14 protein-coding genes and 1 tRNA gene are annotated in these 14,633 nt (G+C 62.5%); 5 read left to right on the forward strand and 10 right to left on the reverse strand.

The features are described from left to right. The first annotated feature begins 56 nt into the window (after nt 1-56). From CJ178_RS08720 to CJ178_RS08735, 4 genes are all read left to right on the forward strand, one after another. Complete coding sequence (locus tag CJ178_RS08720; RefSeq protein WP_095887901.1) at nt 57-1,256, forward strand: molybdopterin molybdotransferase MoeA; 1,200 nt, start codon at nt 57-59, stop codon at nt 1,254-1,256. Nucleotides 1,257-1,305: 49 nt separating this feature from the next. Further along, nucleotides 1,306-2,298, forward strand: a complete 993-nt coding sequence (gene moaCB, locus CJ178_RS08725) for a bifunctional molybdenum cofactor biosynthesis protein MoaC/MoaB (RefSeq protein ID WP_095886538.1) — start codon at nt 1,306-1,308, stop codon at nt 2,296-2,298. Beyond that, nucleotides 2,291-2,704: a molybdenum cofactor biosynthesis protein MoaE gene (locus CJ178_RS08730; protein ID WP_033231110.1), complete on the forward strand. Its 414-nt coding sequence runs from the start codon at nt 2,291-2,293 to the stop codon at nt 2,702-2,704. The genes moaCB and CJ178_RS08730 overlap by 8 nt, the downstream gene beginning before the upstream one ends. 234 nt (nt 2,705-2,938) lie before the next feature. Then, nucleotides 2,939-4,351: a DEAD/DEAH box helicase gene (locus tag CJ178_RS08735; RefSeq protein ID WP_095886539.1), complete on the forward strand. Its 1,413-nt coding sequence runs from the start codon at nt 2,939-2,941 to the stop codon at nt 4,349-4,351. Nucleotides 4,352-4,366: 15 nt separating this feature from the next. Here the strand turns inward: CJ178_RS08735 and bluB are convergent, their stop codons facing one another. Genes bluB through CJ178_RS08750 form a run of 3 tightly spaced genes read right to left on the reverse strand, consistent with a single transcriptional unit; the run spans nt 4,367 to nt 6,664 of the window. Then, complete coding sequence (bluB, locus tag CJ178_RS08740; RefSeq protein ID WP_033231112.1) at nt 4,367-4,996, reverse strand: 5,6-dimethylbenzimidazole synthase; 630 nt, start codon at nt 4,994-4,996, stop codon at nt 4,367-4,369. Further along, the gene (locus CJ178_RS08745) at nt 4,993-6,015 is read right to left on the reverse strand and encodes a CobW family GTP-binding protein (protein ID WP_045070440.1); all 1,023 of its coding nucleotides are present in this window, start codon (nt 6,013-6,015) and stop codon (nt 4,993-4,995) included. The genes bluB and CJ178_RS08745 overlap by 4 nt, the downstream gene beginning before the upstream one ends. A 34-nt stretch (nt 6,016-6,049) precedes the next feature. Continuing rightward, the gene (locus CJ178_RS08750) at nt 6,050-6,664 is read right to left on the reverse strand and encodes a lipocalin family protein (protein WP_033231114.1); all 615 of its coding nucleotides are present in this window, start codon (nt 6,662-6,664) and stop codon (nt 6,050-6,052) included. 163 nt (nt 6,665-6,827) lie between these two features. Between CJ178_RS08750 and CJ178_RS08755 the strand changes: the two genes are divergently transcribed. Further along, entirely contained in the window at nt 6,828-9,362 is a 2,535-nt protein-coding gene (locus tag CJ178_RS08755) for an alpha/beta fold hydrolase (RefSeq protein WP_095886540.1), read from the forward strand. Nucleotides 9,363-9,417: 55 nt separating this feature from the next. Here CJ178_RS08755 and CJ178_RS08760 read toward each other — a convergent pair. The 7 genes from CJ178_RS08760 to CJ178_RS08790 form a co-directional block, all read right to left on the reverse strand. After that, nucleotides 9,418-9,493: transfer RNA gene (locus CJ178_RS08760), tRNA-Ala, on the reverse strand. A gap of 138 nt (nt 9,494-9,631) precedes the next feature. Then, on the reverse strand, nt 9,632-10,369 hold the full coding sequence (locus CJ178_RS08765) for a DsbA family protein (RefSeq protein ID WP_033231116.1): 738 nt from the start codon (nt 10,367-10,369) through the stop codon (nt 9,632-9,634). Between the two features lie 60 nt (nt 10,370-10,429). After that, nucleotides 10,430-10,918 carry a MauE/DoxX family redox-associated membrane protein gene (locus CJ178_RS08770; protein ID WP_033231117.1) on the reverse strand — a complete coding sequence of 163 codons (489 nt, stop codon included), beginning with the start codon at nt 10,916-10,918 and terminating at the stop codon, nt 10,430-10,432. 9 nt (nt 10,919-10,927) lie between these two features. After that, complete coding sequence (locus tag CJ178_RS08775; protein ID WP_033231118.1) at nt 10,928-12,139, reverse strand: MFS transporter; 1,212 nt, start codon at nt 12,137-12,139, stop codon at nt 10,928-10,930. A 42-nt stretch (nt 12,140-12,181) separates the two neighbouring features. Then, on the reverse strand, nt 12,182-13,819 hold the full coding sequence (gene pgm / locus CJ178_RS08780) for a phosphoglucomutase (alpha-D-glucose-1,6-bisphosphate-dependent) (RefSeq protein WP_033231119.1): 1,638 nt from the start codon (nt 13,817-13,819) through the stop codon (nt 12,182-12,184). Between the two features lie 56 nt (nt 13,820-13,875). Then, complete coding sequence (crcB, locus tag CJ178_RS08785; protein ID WP_033231120.1) at nt 13,876-14,220, reverse strand: fluoride efflux transporter CrcB; 345 nt, start codon at nt 14,218-14,220, stop codon at nt 13,876-13,878. After that, on the reverse strand, nt 14,217-14,594 hold the full coding sequence (locus tag CJ178_RS08790; RefSeq protein WP_033231121.1) for a fluoride efflux transporter FluC: 378 nt from the start codon (nt 14,592-14,594) through the stop codon (nt 14,217-14,219). Before CJ178_RS08790 ends, crcB begins: the two co-directional genes overlap by 4 nt. Nucleotides 14,595-14,633: the final 39 nt, after the last annotated feature.

Here is a 14,633-nt window from a genome sequence, read left to right on the forward strand (position 1 = left end):
TATCACTCGACCTGGAACCAGACCATCTAGAATCGGACCATGTCGAGGCTATCGCTGTGAGCGCACGTTCCGTCGAAGACCATCAAGAGCACGTATCCGGATTGCTGGCCGCGTTGCACACTTTGGCACCCACCGCCCTGCCCCTCACCGAGGCGCTGGGGTCGATAGTCTCGGCGGACGTCACCTCCCCTGTCGATCTGCCTCTGTTCCGCAATTCGCAAATGGACGGCTACGCCGTCGACGCCGAGTCCGTACGCAACACGCCCGTCACACTCGCTGTCCGAGGAGTTCTCGCAGCGGGTAGTGGCACTCCCCCGAAACATCTCGTGGGCTCGGCATTTCGGATCATGACCGGCGCGCCTATGCCCGAAGGCGCAGACACCGTCATCCCAGTCGAAGACACCACCGGCGTCTCGAAGCACGCCGTCACGATCAACCGTGGACGCGCCGCCGGAGAGTTCGTCCGTGAACGCGGAAGCGACATCACGGCTGGCATGCTCCTGGTTCGAGAAGGCACTCGCCTGGAACCGCGGCACATCGCGGCACTCGCGGCCGTTGGCGCAGCAACTGTCATCACATACACACCGCCACGGGTCGCCGTCATCACTACTGGCGCCGAATTGAAAAGCGCAGGAACACAACTCAACCCCGGCGAGATCTACGACTCCAACGGGCCCGCCCTGGCGAGCTTGGCCCGCGCCAACGGGGCCGACGTCGTATCCATCGCCCGCAGCACCGACGATCCGGATGTGTTCCGCGAATTACTCTCGTACGCAACATCTGTCGCAGACCTTGTCTTCACCTCCGGCGGTGTGTCCATGGGCGACTTCGAGGTCGTGAAAGAAACGCTGCAACCCCTCGGTGCTGCGTTCGGTCACGTCGCGATGCAGCCGGGCGGCCCGCAGGGCTCAGCTGTGGTCAACGAGGTTCCGATACTGAGCTTCCCCGGAAACCCGGTGAGCACAATGGTGTCGTTCGAAGTGTTTGCACGCGAGAACATCAGACGCGCCGCCGGACTGCCACCCATCGCATCCGAACGTCGCCCTTTGACTGCCGCGCTGCGATCAATCCCCGGCAAGCGCCAGTTCCTCCGCGGACGACGCTCCGGCGAGGGCGTCGAACCGGTGTCCGGCACCGGCTCCCATCTTGTTGCCATGATGGCCTGGGCGGACGTGCTTCTCGACATTCCAGCCGACGTCACCGAACTTGATGCCGGAACACCGGTAAGCGTCATTCCGCTCTCTGCCTGGAACTGAAACGCTGCAACTGAAACGCTGCAACTGAAAAGGACGGTAAGGACTTTCAATGACCGAACTGACACACGTCGACGGCGAGGGCCGCGCCCGCATGGTCGACGTGAGCGCAAAAGCCGAGACGACGCGCATTGCGGTGGCCGCAGGTGAACTGGTCACCACTGCGGAAGTCATTCGCCTCGTCCGGGCCGACGGAATGCCCAAAGCCGATGTCCTCTCGACAGCAAGGATCGCCGGCATCGCGGGCGCAAAGAAGACGTCCGAGCTCATTCCGCTGTGTCATCAACTCGCGTTGTCGTCCGTCAAAGTGGAGTTCGGGTTCACCGAGACCTCGATCACCGTCGAAGCTACGGCCAAGACTCGCGGGCAGACGGGCGTCGAGATGGAGGCGCTGACAGCGGTTGCCGTGGCCGGGCTCACGTTGCACGACATGGTCAAAGCCATTGACCCCGCTGCCACCATGAACGGCGTCCGCCTGCTCACCAAAGACGGCGGTAAACGCGGACATTGGACGCGCGAGAGCGGCCCGGCACCTGAATCAGGCACTGCCCCAAACACATTCGACACCACGCGCACCGCGGCCGTCCTTGTCGCGTCTACCGGTGGCGCCGCTGGGACCCGCCCCGACACAACCGGCCCGGCCATCGAACAATGGCTCCGGGATCGCGATTTCGAAGTGCGCGGCCCACTGGTCTACGCCGACGCCGACATCGCCGCGGGCATCGACGACGCCAGAACCGGTTCCCCAGCCCTGATCATCAGCACCGGCGGAACCGGCGCTTCTCCCACTGATGCCACGCCCGAAGCGACGCTTGCCGTTCTCACCCGCGAACTACCGGGAATCGCGGAAGCGATCCGCACAAAGGGGCTCGAAAAGACCCCACACGCCTCGCTCAGCCGCGGAGTGGCAGGACTCACAGAGCGCACTGTCATCGTCAATCTGCCCGGATCTCCGGGCGGCGTGAAGGACGGACTTGCCGTCCTCGACCCCATCATCGATCACTTGCTCGCGCAGGTTGCAGGCGGAGGAATGCACGATGACTGAACTGCTCGCACGAATTTCCGAACACCCGATTCAAGCCGCCACCGTCGACGCTGCCGTCGCCGGACCGAAGAACGGCGCAGTTGTCGTCTTCACCGGCACGGTGCGCAATCATGATGGTGGCCAAGCTGTTTCAGCCCTCGAGTACCAGGCACACCCCGACGCCGAACGGTTTCTGCGCACCTGCTGCGAGGAAGTGTCGGCTTCTACCGGCCTACCCGTCGCAGCGATTCACCGCGTCGGACATCTCGAGATCGGCGACCACGCTTTGGTTGCCGCGGTCGCTGCCCCACATCGCGCGGAAGCGTTTGCAGCGTGCGCCGAACTGGTGGAACGAATCAAGGCCGAAGTGCCGATCTGGAAGCGTCAGCGCTTCGCCAGTGGCGTTTCCGAGTGGGTCGGGTTGTAGAGAAGCCGCGCGGTCCAGGTAGACTCAGCATCACTAGGTGTCCGAAAGTGGGCACCCAGCGTCGAAAGAACGCAACTTCAGTTCGCGAAGAGTGCTTAACGCACCCGCACTTCTTACGGCGAAGAAGCCTGCCGACCGGCAGCGCCGCCACCACTGTGCTTGATTGTCAGATACGGCTGTTTTGCCGTGTCGGCATCCGGGCACGCAAAGTGCCCCGAAAGGCTCTGAACACACTTGTCCGACACCTCGACTGTCACCACTACCGCTACCTTCGCTTCCCTCGGTGTACGTCCGCCGCTGGTCAAAGCACTCGAAGACGGCGGAATCACCTCCCCCTTCCCGATCCAGATCGACACCCTCCCCGACACTCTGTCGGGACGCGACGTCCTGGGCCGCGGAAAGACCGGCAGCGGTAAGACGCTTGCCTTTTCCATCCCCATGGTCTCGCGCCTCGCGGGTGAATTGGCCGGCGGCAAGCGTCGTCCGGGCCGCCCGCTCGGACTGGTTCTCGCGCCGACCCGCGAGCTAGCCACCCAGATCACCGCAACCCTCGAGCCGCTTGCCGCGGCCTACGAACTGCGCGTCACCACCATCTTCGGTGGCGTCTCGCAGCACCGTCAGGTCCAGGCGCTCAAGGCCGGAGTCGACATCGTCGTCGCGTGCCCCGGTCGCCTCGAAGACCTCATGAAGCAGAAGTTCGTAAGCCTCGACGCCGTCGAGATCACGGTCCTCGACGAGGCCGACCACATGGCCGACCTCGGCTTCCTGCCCGTCGTCACCCGCATTCTCTCGTCCACTCCGGCCGACGGCCAGCGACTGCTGTTCTCCGCCACCCTGGACAACGGCGTCGACAAGCTCGTCAAGCGTTTCCTCAAGAACGAGGTCATGCATTCGGTAGACGAGGCCAACTCCCCCGTCGCCGCGATGACGCACCACGTGTTCGACGTCGACGGCGTCGAAGCGAAGAAGGCTCTGGTGGAGAAGCTGGCGTCCGGCACCGGCCGACGCATCCTCTTCATGCGCACCAAGCACCAGGCTCGTAAGTTGGCTCGCCAGCTCACCGAGTCGGGCATTCCGTCCGTCGACCTGCACGGCAACCTGTCGCAGGCTGCCCGCGATCGCAACCTTGCCGCGTTCTCCGCCGGCGAGGCTCGCGTTCTGGTTGCCACCGACGTTGCCGCTCGCGGCGTTCACGTCGACGACGTCGAGTTGGTTGTGCACGTCGATCCCCCGGCCGAGCACAAGGCGTACCTGCACCGCAGTGGCCGTACCGCTCGCGCCGGCAGCGCCGGTGACGTAGTTACCGTCGTCCTGCCCGAGCAGCGCAAGGATCTCGCGATCCTCATGCGCAAGGCAGCTATCAAGGTGACGCCCGTTCGATCGACTGCGAACTCCGAGCACGTCGTGAAGCTTGTCGGCGACATCGCACCGCATGTCACCCCCGCACCCAAGGCTCCGGTGGCACCGCAGGGCGGCGGCCGCGGATCTCGTCCGGCACGTTCCGGTCAGGGCGGTCAGGCTCGTAGCGGCCAGGCACGTTCCGGTCAGGGCGGTCAGGCTCGCAGCGGCCAGGGTGGTCAGTCTCGTGGCGCGCGGTCCGGCGGCGCAGGCCGGGCCCGTACCGGTGGACGTCCCGCGGCCCGCTAACCGCGAGCGGACAACTCAATAGGTTTCGAAATGGACAGCGTCGGCCAATGGCCGGCGCTGTTTCCATCCGAAGCGCTCGAGATCCGGAACCTGTTGGAACTGAGTTACTTTCCCGATGCACAGCCAGGCAATGGGCCTCACCGGAGCCGGAATGTTCATCAGTTCGGTGAGGTATTCCTCGTCGTAGAACGACACCCACCCGATGCCGATGTCCTCGGCAACCGCGGCCAGCCACAGGTTTTGAATTGCGAGAACTGCAGAGAACAAGCCGGTGTCGTCGACCGTGTGACGGCCGAGAATGTTTGGGCCTCCGCGCGACGGGTCGTAGGTGACAACGATCCCGGTACCGCTTTCCGTGATCCCCTCGATCTTGATGGGGTCGAACGTCTCGCGCCGATCGTCAGGCAGAGACTGAGCAAAATTGACCCTCGCCTCCGCGACGTGCGCGGCAAATGTCGAGAGCGTGTCCGGATTGCGGACCACCACAAAATCCCACGGCTGCGTGTTCCCGACGCTCGGCGCCCGATGTGCCGCGTCGAGGATGCGCATCAGCACATCGTCCGGAATAACCTCACCGGAAAACTCTGCCCGCACGTCGCGCCGGCGCCGGATCGCTTCGTACACAGATACAGCTGATTCACTCACGCTCCGACGGTATAGCGGTGCAATCCCAGCATCGCATCGGGGTGCAACTCGACTCCCTCGACGCGTATGCACTCACTCAACGTGTCCCGGACGACCGCACTGTCCATGCCGCTGCCGATCACGACCAACTGTGTAGTCCGCGGCTCGCCGGCCTTCCACCGTAATGGTGTGATTCGCACGTGATCACCCACTGTCTGTACTTCGAATTTGCCTGTGTAACCCCGGATATCGAAGTTCACGAACCCCTTGATCCGGTACACACCGGCCGGTTGGTTCTCGAGAAATTTTGTGACGGCGCGCGCATCGAGCGCCGTGTCGGACACAAAATCGACTGCCTCGTAATGGGTGTGAATGTGGTCGTGATGATCGTCGCGCAGCAGTTCGTCGAGGCTCATCTGCTGGCCAGGTAACGGCTGCGGCGCGGCCGCGAAATCGAACAGCAGCGCTGGGTCCACGCGCGAGTGAGTCGTGTCCACAATCGGCGCTCGGGGGTTGAGCCCACGAATCACCTCCGTGAAGGCCTCGCGTTCCGCAGAGTCGACGCAGTCGATCTTGTTCACGACAAGTAAATCCGCTAACCCGACGTGCTGATCGAGCTCGGGATGGGTGCTACGGGTCAATCGGAAGTTGGCCCCGTCGACAACAACAACCAGGCCGCCGTACACGACCCGCGGATTCTCGCTGCCCAGCACCAACCTGATCATGTTGCGCGGCTCCGCCAGTCCGCTGGCTTCGATGACGATGACGTCGATCTCGGATTGGCTGTGCGCCAACTTGTCGAGCATCTCGTCCATGTCGGATACATCGACCGCGCAGCACAGGCACCCGTTGCTCAGTGAGAGCGTCGAGTCGACTTGGCCGGCCACCATCATCGAATCGATGTTGACCGAGCCGAAGTCGTTGACGATGACCCCGATGCGCACACCGTTGTTGTTGTGCAGAAGGTGATTGAGGAGCGTCGTCTTTCCCGAACCCAGAAATCCTGCGACGACGATCACGGGAATCTGTTTTTTCACCAAGAAATCCTAGGCACCACGCAATCCTAGCGGGCCGTCAGATTGTGCAGAGCGGCTGAATCTCCTTCTTGCCTTCGGTTGTCGGTGACGTCACGATCGTGCATGCGTTGTACCCGCGACTCTCGGCAACTCGGCGTATCTCACTCCACCCCGCGGCATCGACTGCGGGTGAACGCGACAATACAAACCCGGACGTTCGAAGCGGGTCACCCACCAGTGCCCACGAGTAGTCGTCGGCAATGTAGGTGACGATGTAGTTGGGCGGCCCGTCCAGTCCATCCTGAAAAGGTACGCCCGGGAAACTGACATGAAGTTGCGCTGCGGACTGCGTATCGGTAACCCGCGCATTACCGGCGATGCCGCTCTGGTCCCCAGCCCAGGTCGTGCACGTATTCTGCACGCTCACATTCGACGAGTCGAGCACCTCGTATCGCGCCCGGGTGTCCTTGGCGCACATCAGGTTGAACGGCTGAGGCACCGCTGCCAGCTGGTACCAGTCGCCGACGTAGCGTTCGACATCCAATTTTTCGACCGGTGCCAACGGCTGCCACAAGTCCGCTGACATCGGAGCTGCCTGCGCCGGCATGGCCGTCATCGCCATACCGACACCCGCTCCGACTGCCGCAATCGCACATCTCCCCGACCACTTCATGTCATTGCCTTCCGTTCGTTTGTTTTCTCGCCTGACATTCGGAGCGGATGGTCCCGCGGATTGGTCGTATGGAAAACTACTTTTGGTTTGTTATAGACCTCGATACCCAACCTTCTGTAGTCTTTGCTAATAAGTAACTGATAGCTGGAACGGAGCGTCAGACATGAACGTGGTCGATCTAGGGCTCGAACGGACGCGGTATGCCGTCATCGACGAAACCATCGAATCGCGGTGGCGCCGCGTCACCTCTATGCAGCACGACACCGTTGCCGTCGTCACCCCACGGGATCAGATCACGTTCGCAGATCTCGAAGTCCGCGCAGACGCACTCGCGCGTGAACTCGATATTCGCGGGCCGCACGGCCGCTGTCCGGTAGCTGTCGAACTCGACCCCACCGCCGAGGCCGTTGTCCGCATCCTTGCCACACTGATCTCCGGTCGGCCACTCGTCATGATCGACCCGCAGCTGCCGCCGGCCAGGCGCGAGCACATCCTGTCCACGTCGGGCGCGGTCTCCATCGCGACAATCCTCGAACACGCCGCTGCCACTCCGTTCCGTTTCGGCAACGCACTCGAGTCACTGAGCTCCGATCCAGCCATGATCGCATTCACTTCCGGCACCAGCGGCGCACCCAAGGGAGTGGTGCTCAGCCATTCGATGTGTCTGAACAAGGCGGACGAACTTGCCGCCGCCATCGATCTCCGACCGGACGATCACATCGGGAACCTTCTGCCCGTCAGCTTCGGCGCGGGTATCACCGCACTCATCATGGGTTTGATGAACGGTGTCACCGTGTATTGCTGGGACCCCCGCGTCGACGGCAGTTCCACCCTGGGCAGTTGGCTCCGGAGAAACTCGATCACCACAGCTCATTGCGCACCGTCGTTCCTGCGGGCGTGGACGCAGCAGAATGCCGCCGAACCGGGCGCAGATCCCCAGAGTTCCCTACGCGTTGTCGTTACCTACGGCGAGGCTGTTCATGGCGACGACTACCAACGTCACCGTGATCGCGGGTTCGCAGACGTGACCTATGTCAACTGGATGGCAACCACGGAAACGGGGGTCGTCGCCTACAACGTCTTTCCTCCCGCAGCCACGTTCCCGGAGGGCATCGTCCCCGCCGGTCGAGCACGTGACGGGAAGGAAGTCCGGATAGTCGATTCCGAGGGCAACCAGCTGCCCGACGGCGAGATCGGCGAAATCCATGTCATTTCCAGCGACTTGGCCGACGGTTATCACGGCGACCCGGAGCGGACAGCGCAACGATTCACACCGCTGGGCGACGGCATCAGCCTGTATCGCACCGGCGACCGCGGATGCATCGACAGGGACGGCGAACTGCAACTCAAAGGCCGACTCGACGATGCTGTGAAAATTCGTGGATACCTTGTCGAACCCACCGAAGTCGACGTCGCCATCCGCGCGGTGGCCGGCGTCGTCGATGCGGCCGTGATCGTTCGGACCGAGAACGACCACCCAGAGCTCTGCGCATACGTCGTGAGTGATTCACAGCGAATTGCTCTGTCTCCCGCGGAGATTCGACGCGCGGTATCTCTGAGCCTGCCCGGCTGGATGGTTCCCCGCCACATCGTGATGCTGGCCTCGATTCCCCGCAACGAACGCGGAAAGATCGATCGCAACGCGCTGCCGACACCGGCGCCGGTCGCTACCTCCACCTCCACCGCCACGCCGACTCTCGAGACCGTCACCGAATTTCGGGTGGCCATCATCTGGTCCAAGATCATCGGGATCGAATCACTCGACCGTGACGACGACTTCTTTGCCCTCGGCGCAGATTCACTCGCTGCCGCAGAAATGCTCGCCGCACTACGAGCCGCTGTACTGGTCACCGTCAGCGCCGCCCAGTTTGCCGGCGCCACCACCATCCGCGAACTCGCCGCGCTGGTCGACGCGATGCTGCGCAACAAGAAGCGTGACGAAGGCCGGGCATCTGTGCTTGTTCCCCTTGCCACGAGCGGTTCCCGAACTCCGCTCTTCCTGATCACCGGAGCCGGTGCGCCTGCACTGAGCTTTCTCGCGACGGTGCAGGCGATGTCCGGTGATCGACCTGTGTACGCGTTGCAAGCACACGGGATGGAATCTCGCGGGCTCCCCGATCGCACCGTTGCCAAGATGGCCGACCGATACATCCGTGAGATCAGGAAGGTCCGTCCGCACGGCCCGTATGTGCTCGGCGGCTACTCCCACGGCGGGTTTGTCACCCTCGAAATCGCGAATCGCCTCCACGCGGAAGGCGAGATCGTCGAACACGTTGTCATTCTGGACACTCGGTTGCGGGAGAACATGATCGGGCCGCGGCCTGACACCACTGAGCCGCCGGCTCCATCGGAATCCGGCGAGCCGGTGCTCAATGCCCGAGCCCGGACCTCGAAAACATCGGTTCTGGGTATCTGGCTCCGGTACCAAGTCGCGGGCATCATGCAGTTCGACCCGTCGATGCAGTGGTACCTCTTCTACCATCGCGGACTGGCGTCCCTGCGCAAGTACGCGCCAAGCCCGTATCGCGGTTCTGTTGTGGTCATCCGCGGCGACGACAACCGACAGGATGCACACGATTGGTCGGCCATCGCCACCGGCCAGATCACTTTCGAGGATGTAGCCGGATCGCACGAAGACATTCTGCGGGCCCCGTACGCCGTTGCTACGGGCGAGGCACTCGAGCGGGCATTGAGCTAACGGCCGAAAACGACAAAAAAGAGCAGGTCAGACATTTTGTCTGACCTGCTCTTTTTGGTGGAGCTAAGGGGACTCGAACCCCTGACCCCCACACTGCCAGTGTGGTGCGCTACCAGCTGCGCCATAGCCCCGTATTCAGTTCGAACTCGCAGGCGGTTGTTCTGCTTGCCGCTTGCTTGAAGAAAGTTACACCACTTGCGCGGTGAGCAACAAATCGCCAGGTCAAGCTGGTGCGACCGCTCCGGGTTTCAGAGCGGCCGCACACTGCTTCAGGAGGTGAACTGCGAAACCCAGTCACTGTTCTTGGTGCTGACGATCTTGCCGTCGGCGATAACCGTCGGGGTGCCCGTTCCGCCGGCTGCGGAGAGCGCCTCACTCGCCGCAGCAGCATTGGCCGCAGCGGCCTCCACGTTCGCTCCAGAGGAGATGCACGTAGTCGCTGCATCCGATGCACCGGCTTCGCCGGCTATCCGAGCCAAATCGTCGTTGGTGTGATCACTCTTGCCGCCTTCAGACGGTTGGTTGTCCGGAGAGAAGAGTGTGGTGTGCAGATTCGAGTAGGCAATCGCGTCGCCGTCCTGCGCGACGCACAGCAATGCGGCGCCCGCGCGGGTGGAGTAATCACCGCTGCTCGATGCCCGGTTGAGGAAGTTGAGCATGTGATAGCGAACAGCGACGTCACCGGCGTCGATTGCCGCCGACACCGATTGGCCACTCAAGTGCTCGAGTGCAGCGCACGCCGGGCACAGCGGGTCTTCGAAGATGTCGAGAGTGGTACGTGCGTCCGGTTTTCCGATCAGCACGACGCCGTTGTCCTCCACGGTGACAACCACCTCGGAGTTCTGAACCGAGCCGTAGCCGTCGTTTTGCACCTTGTTCTTGCTCGACTGCCACAGGACACCGCCGATGACGAGGGCTGCGATCACCAGGACCGCGATTCCACCGATGACATAAGTGGACCGACTCGACACCGGTTCCGGTTTGTACTTGTTGTTCTTGGCGCTCACGCTGATGCAGTCCTTCGTGCGTCGAAACGATTTTACCGAGGGGTTACCTTCCCCGGGTATTCACCTTGCCATTGAAGACTGTGCTTCAACTGAGAATGCGGTACGTGATCCCTGTCCCAATGCGAGCGGTGACCGTGGGAAGAAACACAACCACAGGGCCAATGCCAGGAATCCGATGTCGCGCAGGATCTCGCTGAGGTAGTCCCACGCGTCGACGTCGGCAGCTCCACCTCCCCCGAAACAGCCGCAGTCGATGGACAATCCACGTGCCCAGACCGAGATGATCACGCTGATGAGCACAACCAGCATGAGAACCGACACTGCAGCCGACGCTCGTACGGCGAGGCCTACGAGCAGCAGTAATCCGAGAACGATCTCGACCAACGGCATCGCAATCGCCACGGGGCCGACCAGGCTCTCGGGCAACAATTGATACGCCCGGACGGCGATCTTCGTCTGAACGGGATCGAGGAATTTGATGCCACCCGAAATCAGCCACACGGCTGCCAAACCCAAGCGGGCCACAAGACTCACGATGCGAATAGCCACGAGCCGAGCCTACAGAGGGACTTCCGAACTGACTGTTTTCGCGGTCACAGCCTTCGCAGGCACCAGCAGCCAACCCACGCTCGCAATGATCACCACAGCTCCCATCGTCGCGAAGGCCGCCGAGTACGAGAAATGCTCAACCAGTAGTCCGGCGCAGATCGGCGCGACCACACCACCAACGTCGGACATCATCTGGAACACCGCCAGAACGGGACCACCGCGCGCCTTGGACCCGACGACGTCGGCAACCGCAGCCTGCTGCGACGGACTCATCAAACCGGATCCTGCGCCCGTCACGGCAGCAATCAGGAAAAACGCCACCAAGTTGTGCGTGAATCCGATCGCCATCGTGCCGGCGCCGCAGACAACCAGCCCGGCAAGCACGAACGGTTTACGTCCGTACTTGTCCGAGAGCCGACCCGAGAAGGTCAGAACCAGCGCATTTCCGACCGCAAAAACTGCCAGCGCATATGCGGCCACCGAGTCTTCGCGGCCGAGAGCCTCGACGACAAAAAGCGGAACCATCGCGACGCGCACGCCAAAGATGACACCGCCGAATGCCAGGTTCGAACCCAGAGCAGCGCGGTAGACCGGTGAACGTAGACCCTCGGCCAACGTCATAGGCGTGATCGCCGCACCCTTGTCCGGCGACGCAAGATGTGAACCGCGCAGACTGAAGAAAACCACAGCGGCAGCGATAACCAGCGTTGCCGCATAGATGAGGAACGGCATCCGCAGGCCGAACTGCAGCAGCGCGCCGCCAAATATCGGACCGGTAATCGAGCCCATCAGGAAGCTCGTCGCATACAGACCGGATACGCGTCCCCGATGGTCGGGCGGCGACATCCGGATAAGCAGGCCAAGCGCCGACACGGTGAACATGGTGGAACCGATACCGCCAAGTGACCGGAACAGCAGCAGCTGCCAGTACTCCTGCGCAAACGCGCACGCTCCGGTGGACAACGCGACGATCAACAGTCCCAGGATGTACACCGGGCGCTCGCCGAGTTTCTGCACCAAGGTGCCGCTCATCGGCGCAAACACCAAGCGCATGAACGCAAACGACGAAATGACGACTGTGGCGGCCGTAACCGATACATCGAAGCTGCGGGCGAATTGCGGTAGCGCCGGGGCAACGATGCCGAATCCGAGAGCGATGACGAAGCTGGCGGAAACCAGCACCCAGATTTCCTGTGGCAGCCTGGCTGCGCGAGTTTTCATGTCGCCCGGGATTCTAGCCGGGCGACACGAGCGGGCCGCGAGCTAGTTCGCGTTCAAGACACCTGACACCAAGTCCTTCGCCGCAGACTGAACCTGAGCCAGATGATCGGCGCCCTTCATCGACTCGGCATAAATCTTGTACACGTCCTCGGTTCCCGACGGCCTGGCCGCAAACCACGCGTTCTCGGTGGTCACCTTCAATCCGCCGATCGCGGCGCCATTTCCGGGCGCTGCCGTCAGCGCCGCGGTGATCGGCTCCCCCGCCAGTTCCGTCGCGGTGACCTGCTCGGGTGACAGTTTTGCCAGTACCGCCTTCTGCGCGCGACTCGCGGGCGCGTCGATGCGGGCGTAGGCGGGGCTACCGAACTTCTCGGTCAGCGCTGTGTAGTGCGCCGACGGCGTCTTGCCGGTCACCGCCGTGATCTCGGACGCGAGCAGCGCAAGAATGATGCCGTCCTTGTCTGTCGTCCACACCGAACCGTCGTGACGCAAGAAGGACGCTCCCGCGCTTTCCTCGCCGCCGAACCCGACCGAACCGTCGAGCAACCCGGGTACGAACCACTTGAAGCCGACGGGTACCTCCAGGAGTTCGCGTCCCAGTCCGTTCACAACGCGGTCGATCATCGATGAGCTGACCAGCGTCTTCCCGACCTTCGTGCCTGCAGCCCACTGTGGGCGGTGAGCAAAGAGGTACTCGATGGCAACGGCCAGATAGTGATTGGGGTTCATCAAACCGCCATCGGGGGTGACGATTCCGTGCCGATCGGAATCCGCGTCGTTGCCGGTGGCGATGTCGTAGCGATCCCGAATACCGATCAACGACGCCATCGCGTCAGGCGAGGAGCAGTCCATGCGGATCTTGCCGTCGGTGTCGAGCGTCATGAATCGCCACGTCGGATCGACCAGAGGATTGACGACCTCGAGGTCGAGGTGATGAGTCTCGGCGATGGCTCCCCAGTAGTCGACACTGGCGCCGCCGAGCGGATCTGCGCCGATGCGGATACCCGCGTCGCGAATGGCGTCGAGGTTGAGCACCGACGGCAGGTCGTCGACGTAGTAGCGCAGGAAGTCGTACCGCTCGACCCTGGCCAGCGCCTGTTCCGTCGTGACGCGCCGGACGCCGGCCAGTCCGTCGCGGAGCAGTTGGTTGGCACGGTCCGCGATGACCGACGTGGCATCGGTATCAGCTGGGCCGCCGTGGGGCGGGTTGTACTTGAACCCACCGTCACGGGGCGGATTGTGCGAAGGCGTCACGACGATTCCGTCGGCCTTGGCCTCGGGCGCAGTGGAGTTGTATCGCAGAATCGCGTGACTCACAGCGGGTGTGGGGGTATAGGCGTCGCGCGAATCAACCAGCACCACTACGTCATTGGCAACAAGAACTTCGAGCGCAGACAGCCAGGCCGGCTCGGACAACGCGTGCGTGTCGCGGCCGATGAACAACGGCCCGTCAATGTGCTGCGATGCGCGGTACTCCACGATCGCCTGCGTCGTTGCCAGGATATGCGCTTCGTTGAACGCGCCGTCCAGACTGGAACCCCGATGCCCCGACGTCCCGAACAGCACCTGCTGCATCGGATCCTCAGGATCAGGTGTCCGTGTGTAATACGCGGAAACCAAGTGCGGAACGTCGATCAAATCCTGTGGTTGCGCCACCTGTCCTGCTCGTTCGTGCGCCACGAATCCCCCTAAGCCCGGTGGTCGACTACGCAGCCGACACGACTGCCGCTCATTCTCTACCCTGTGATCTGAATTCCCAACCAGGCGACGCTCAGCCCAACGACAAGACTGGCGATGATGTACACCAGCGACATCGCCGTCTGACGCTTGTCCAGCATGCCTACATTTTCGGTCGCAAACGTCGAGTACGTGGACAAACCGCCGCAGAACCCGGTTGCAAGCAAGGCCGCCATAGCGGTGGAGAGTGTTGCGCCGGTGAACAATCCGAGGAGAAAGCAACCCAGGACGTTAGCCGCGAATGTTGCTGCCGGAAATCCCCGGTATGTCGGGACGTATTTCGCGAGCAGGTACCTACCGGTCGCTCCGGCGCCTCCGCCGATCGCTACGAGGAGAACGGTCATACGTTCGCCCCCTCACGACGACGCATCCAGCGCTCGCCAAGGGCTCTGCCCCACGCTGCGGCCAAGATCGCCGGAATCAAAGTGCCGAGAACGTACAGAATAGATCGCATCGGACTTTCGGTAACCGCGTGAACCGCAAACGACGAGAACGTCGTGAAGCCACCGCAGAATCCCGTGCCCAGGAAGATGTACCAGACCTTGTCGTGAATCAGCAGTGCCGCAAGCACTCCGAGGATCAGCGACCCCACGACATTGATCACGAGAGTAGTCCAGATATGGGGAAACCACTCACCCAACCCGTATCTCGTCAGCGCTCCGAGCGCACCACCGGCGGCCACCGCTCCGATAGCCGCCGGCAAGCCCAGTTCACTCATTCACGCTCCTCACTCGCTCGAGCCAGATCTACTACTGAG

The organism is Rhodococcus sp. ACPA4 (genome assembly GCF_002300185.1).
In the GTDB taxonomy this organism is placed as follows: domain Bacteria; phylum Actinomycetota; class Actinomycetes; order Mycobacteriales; family Mycobacteriaceae; genus Rhodococcus_F; species Rhodococcus_F globerula.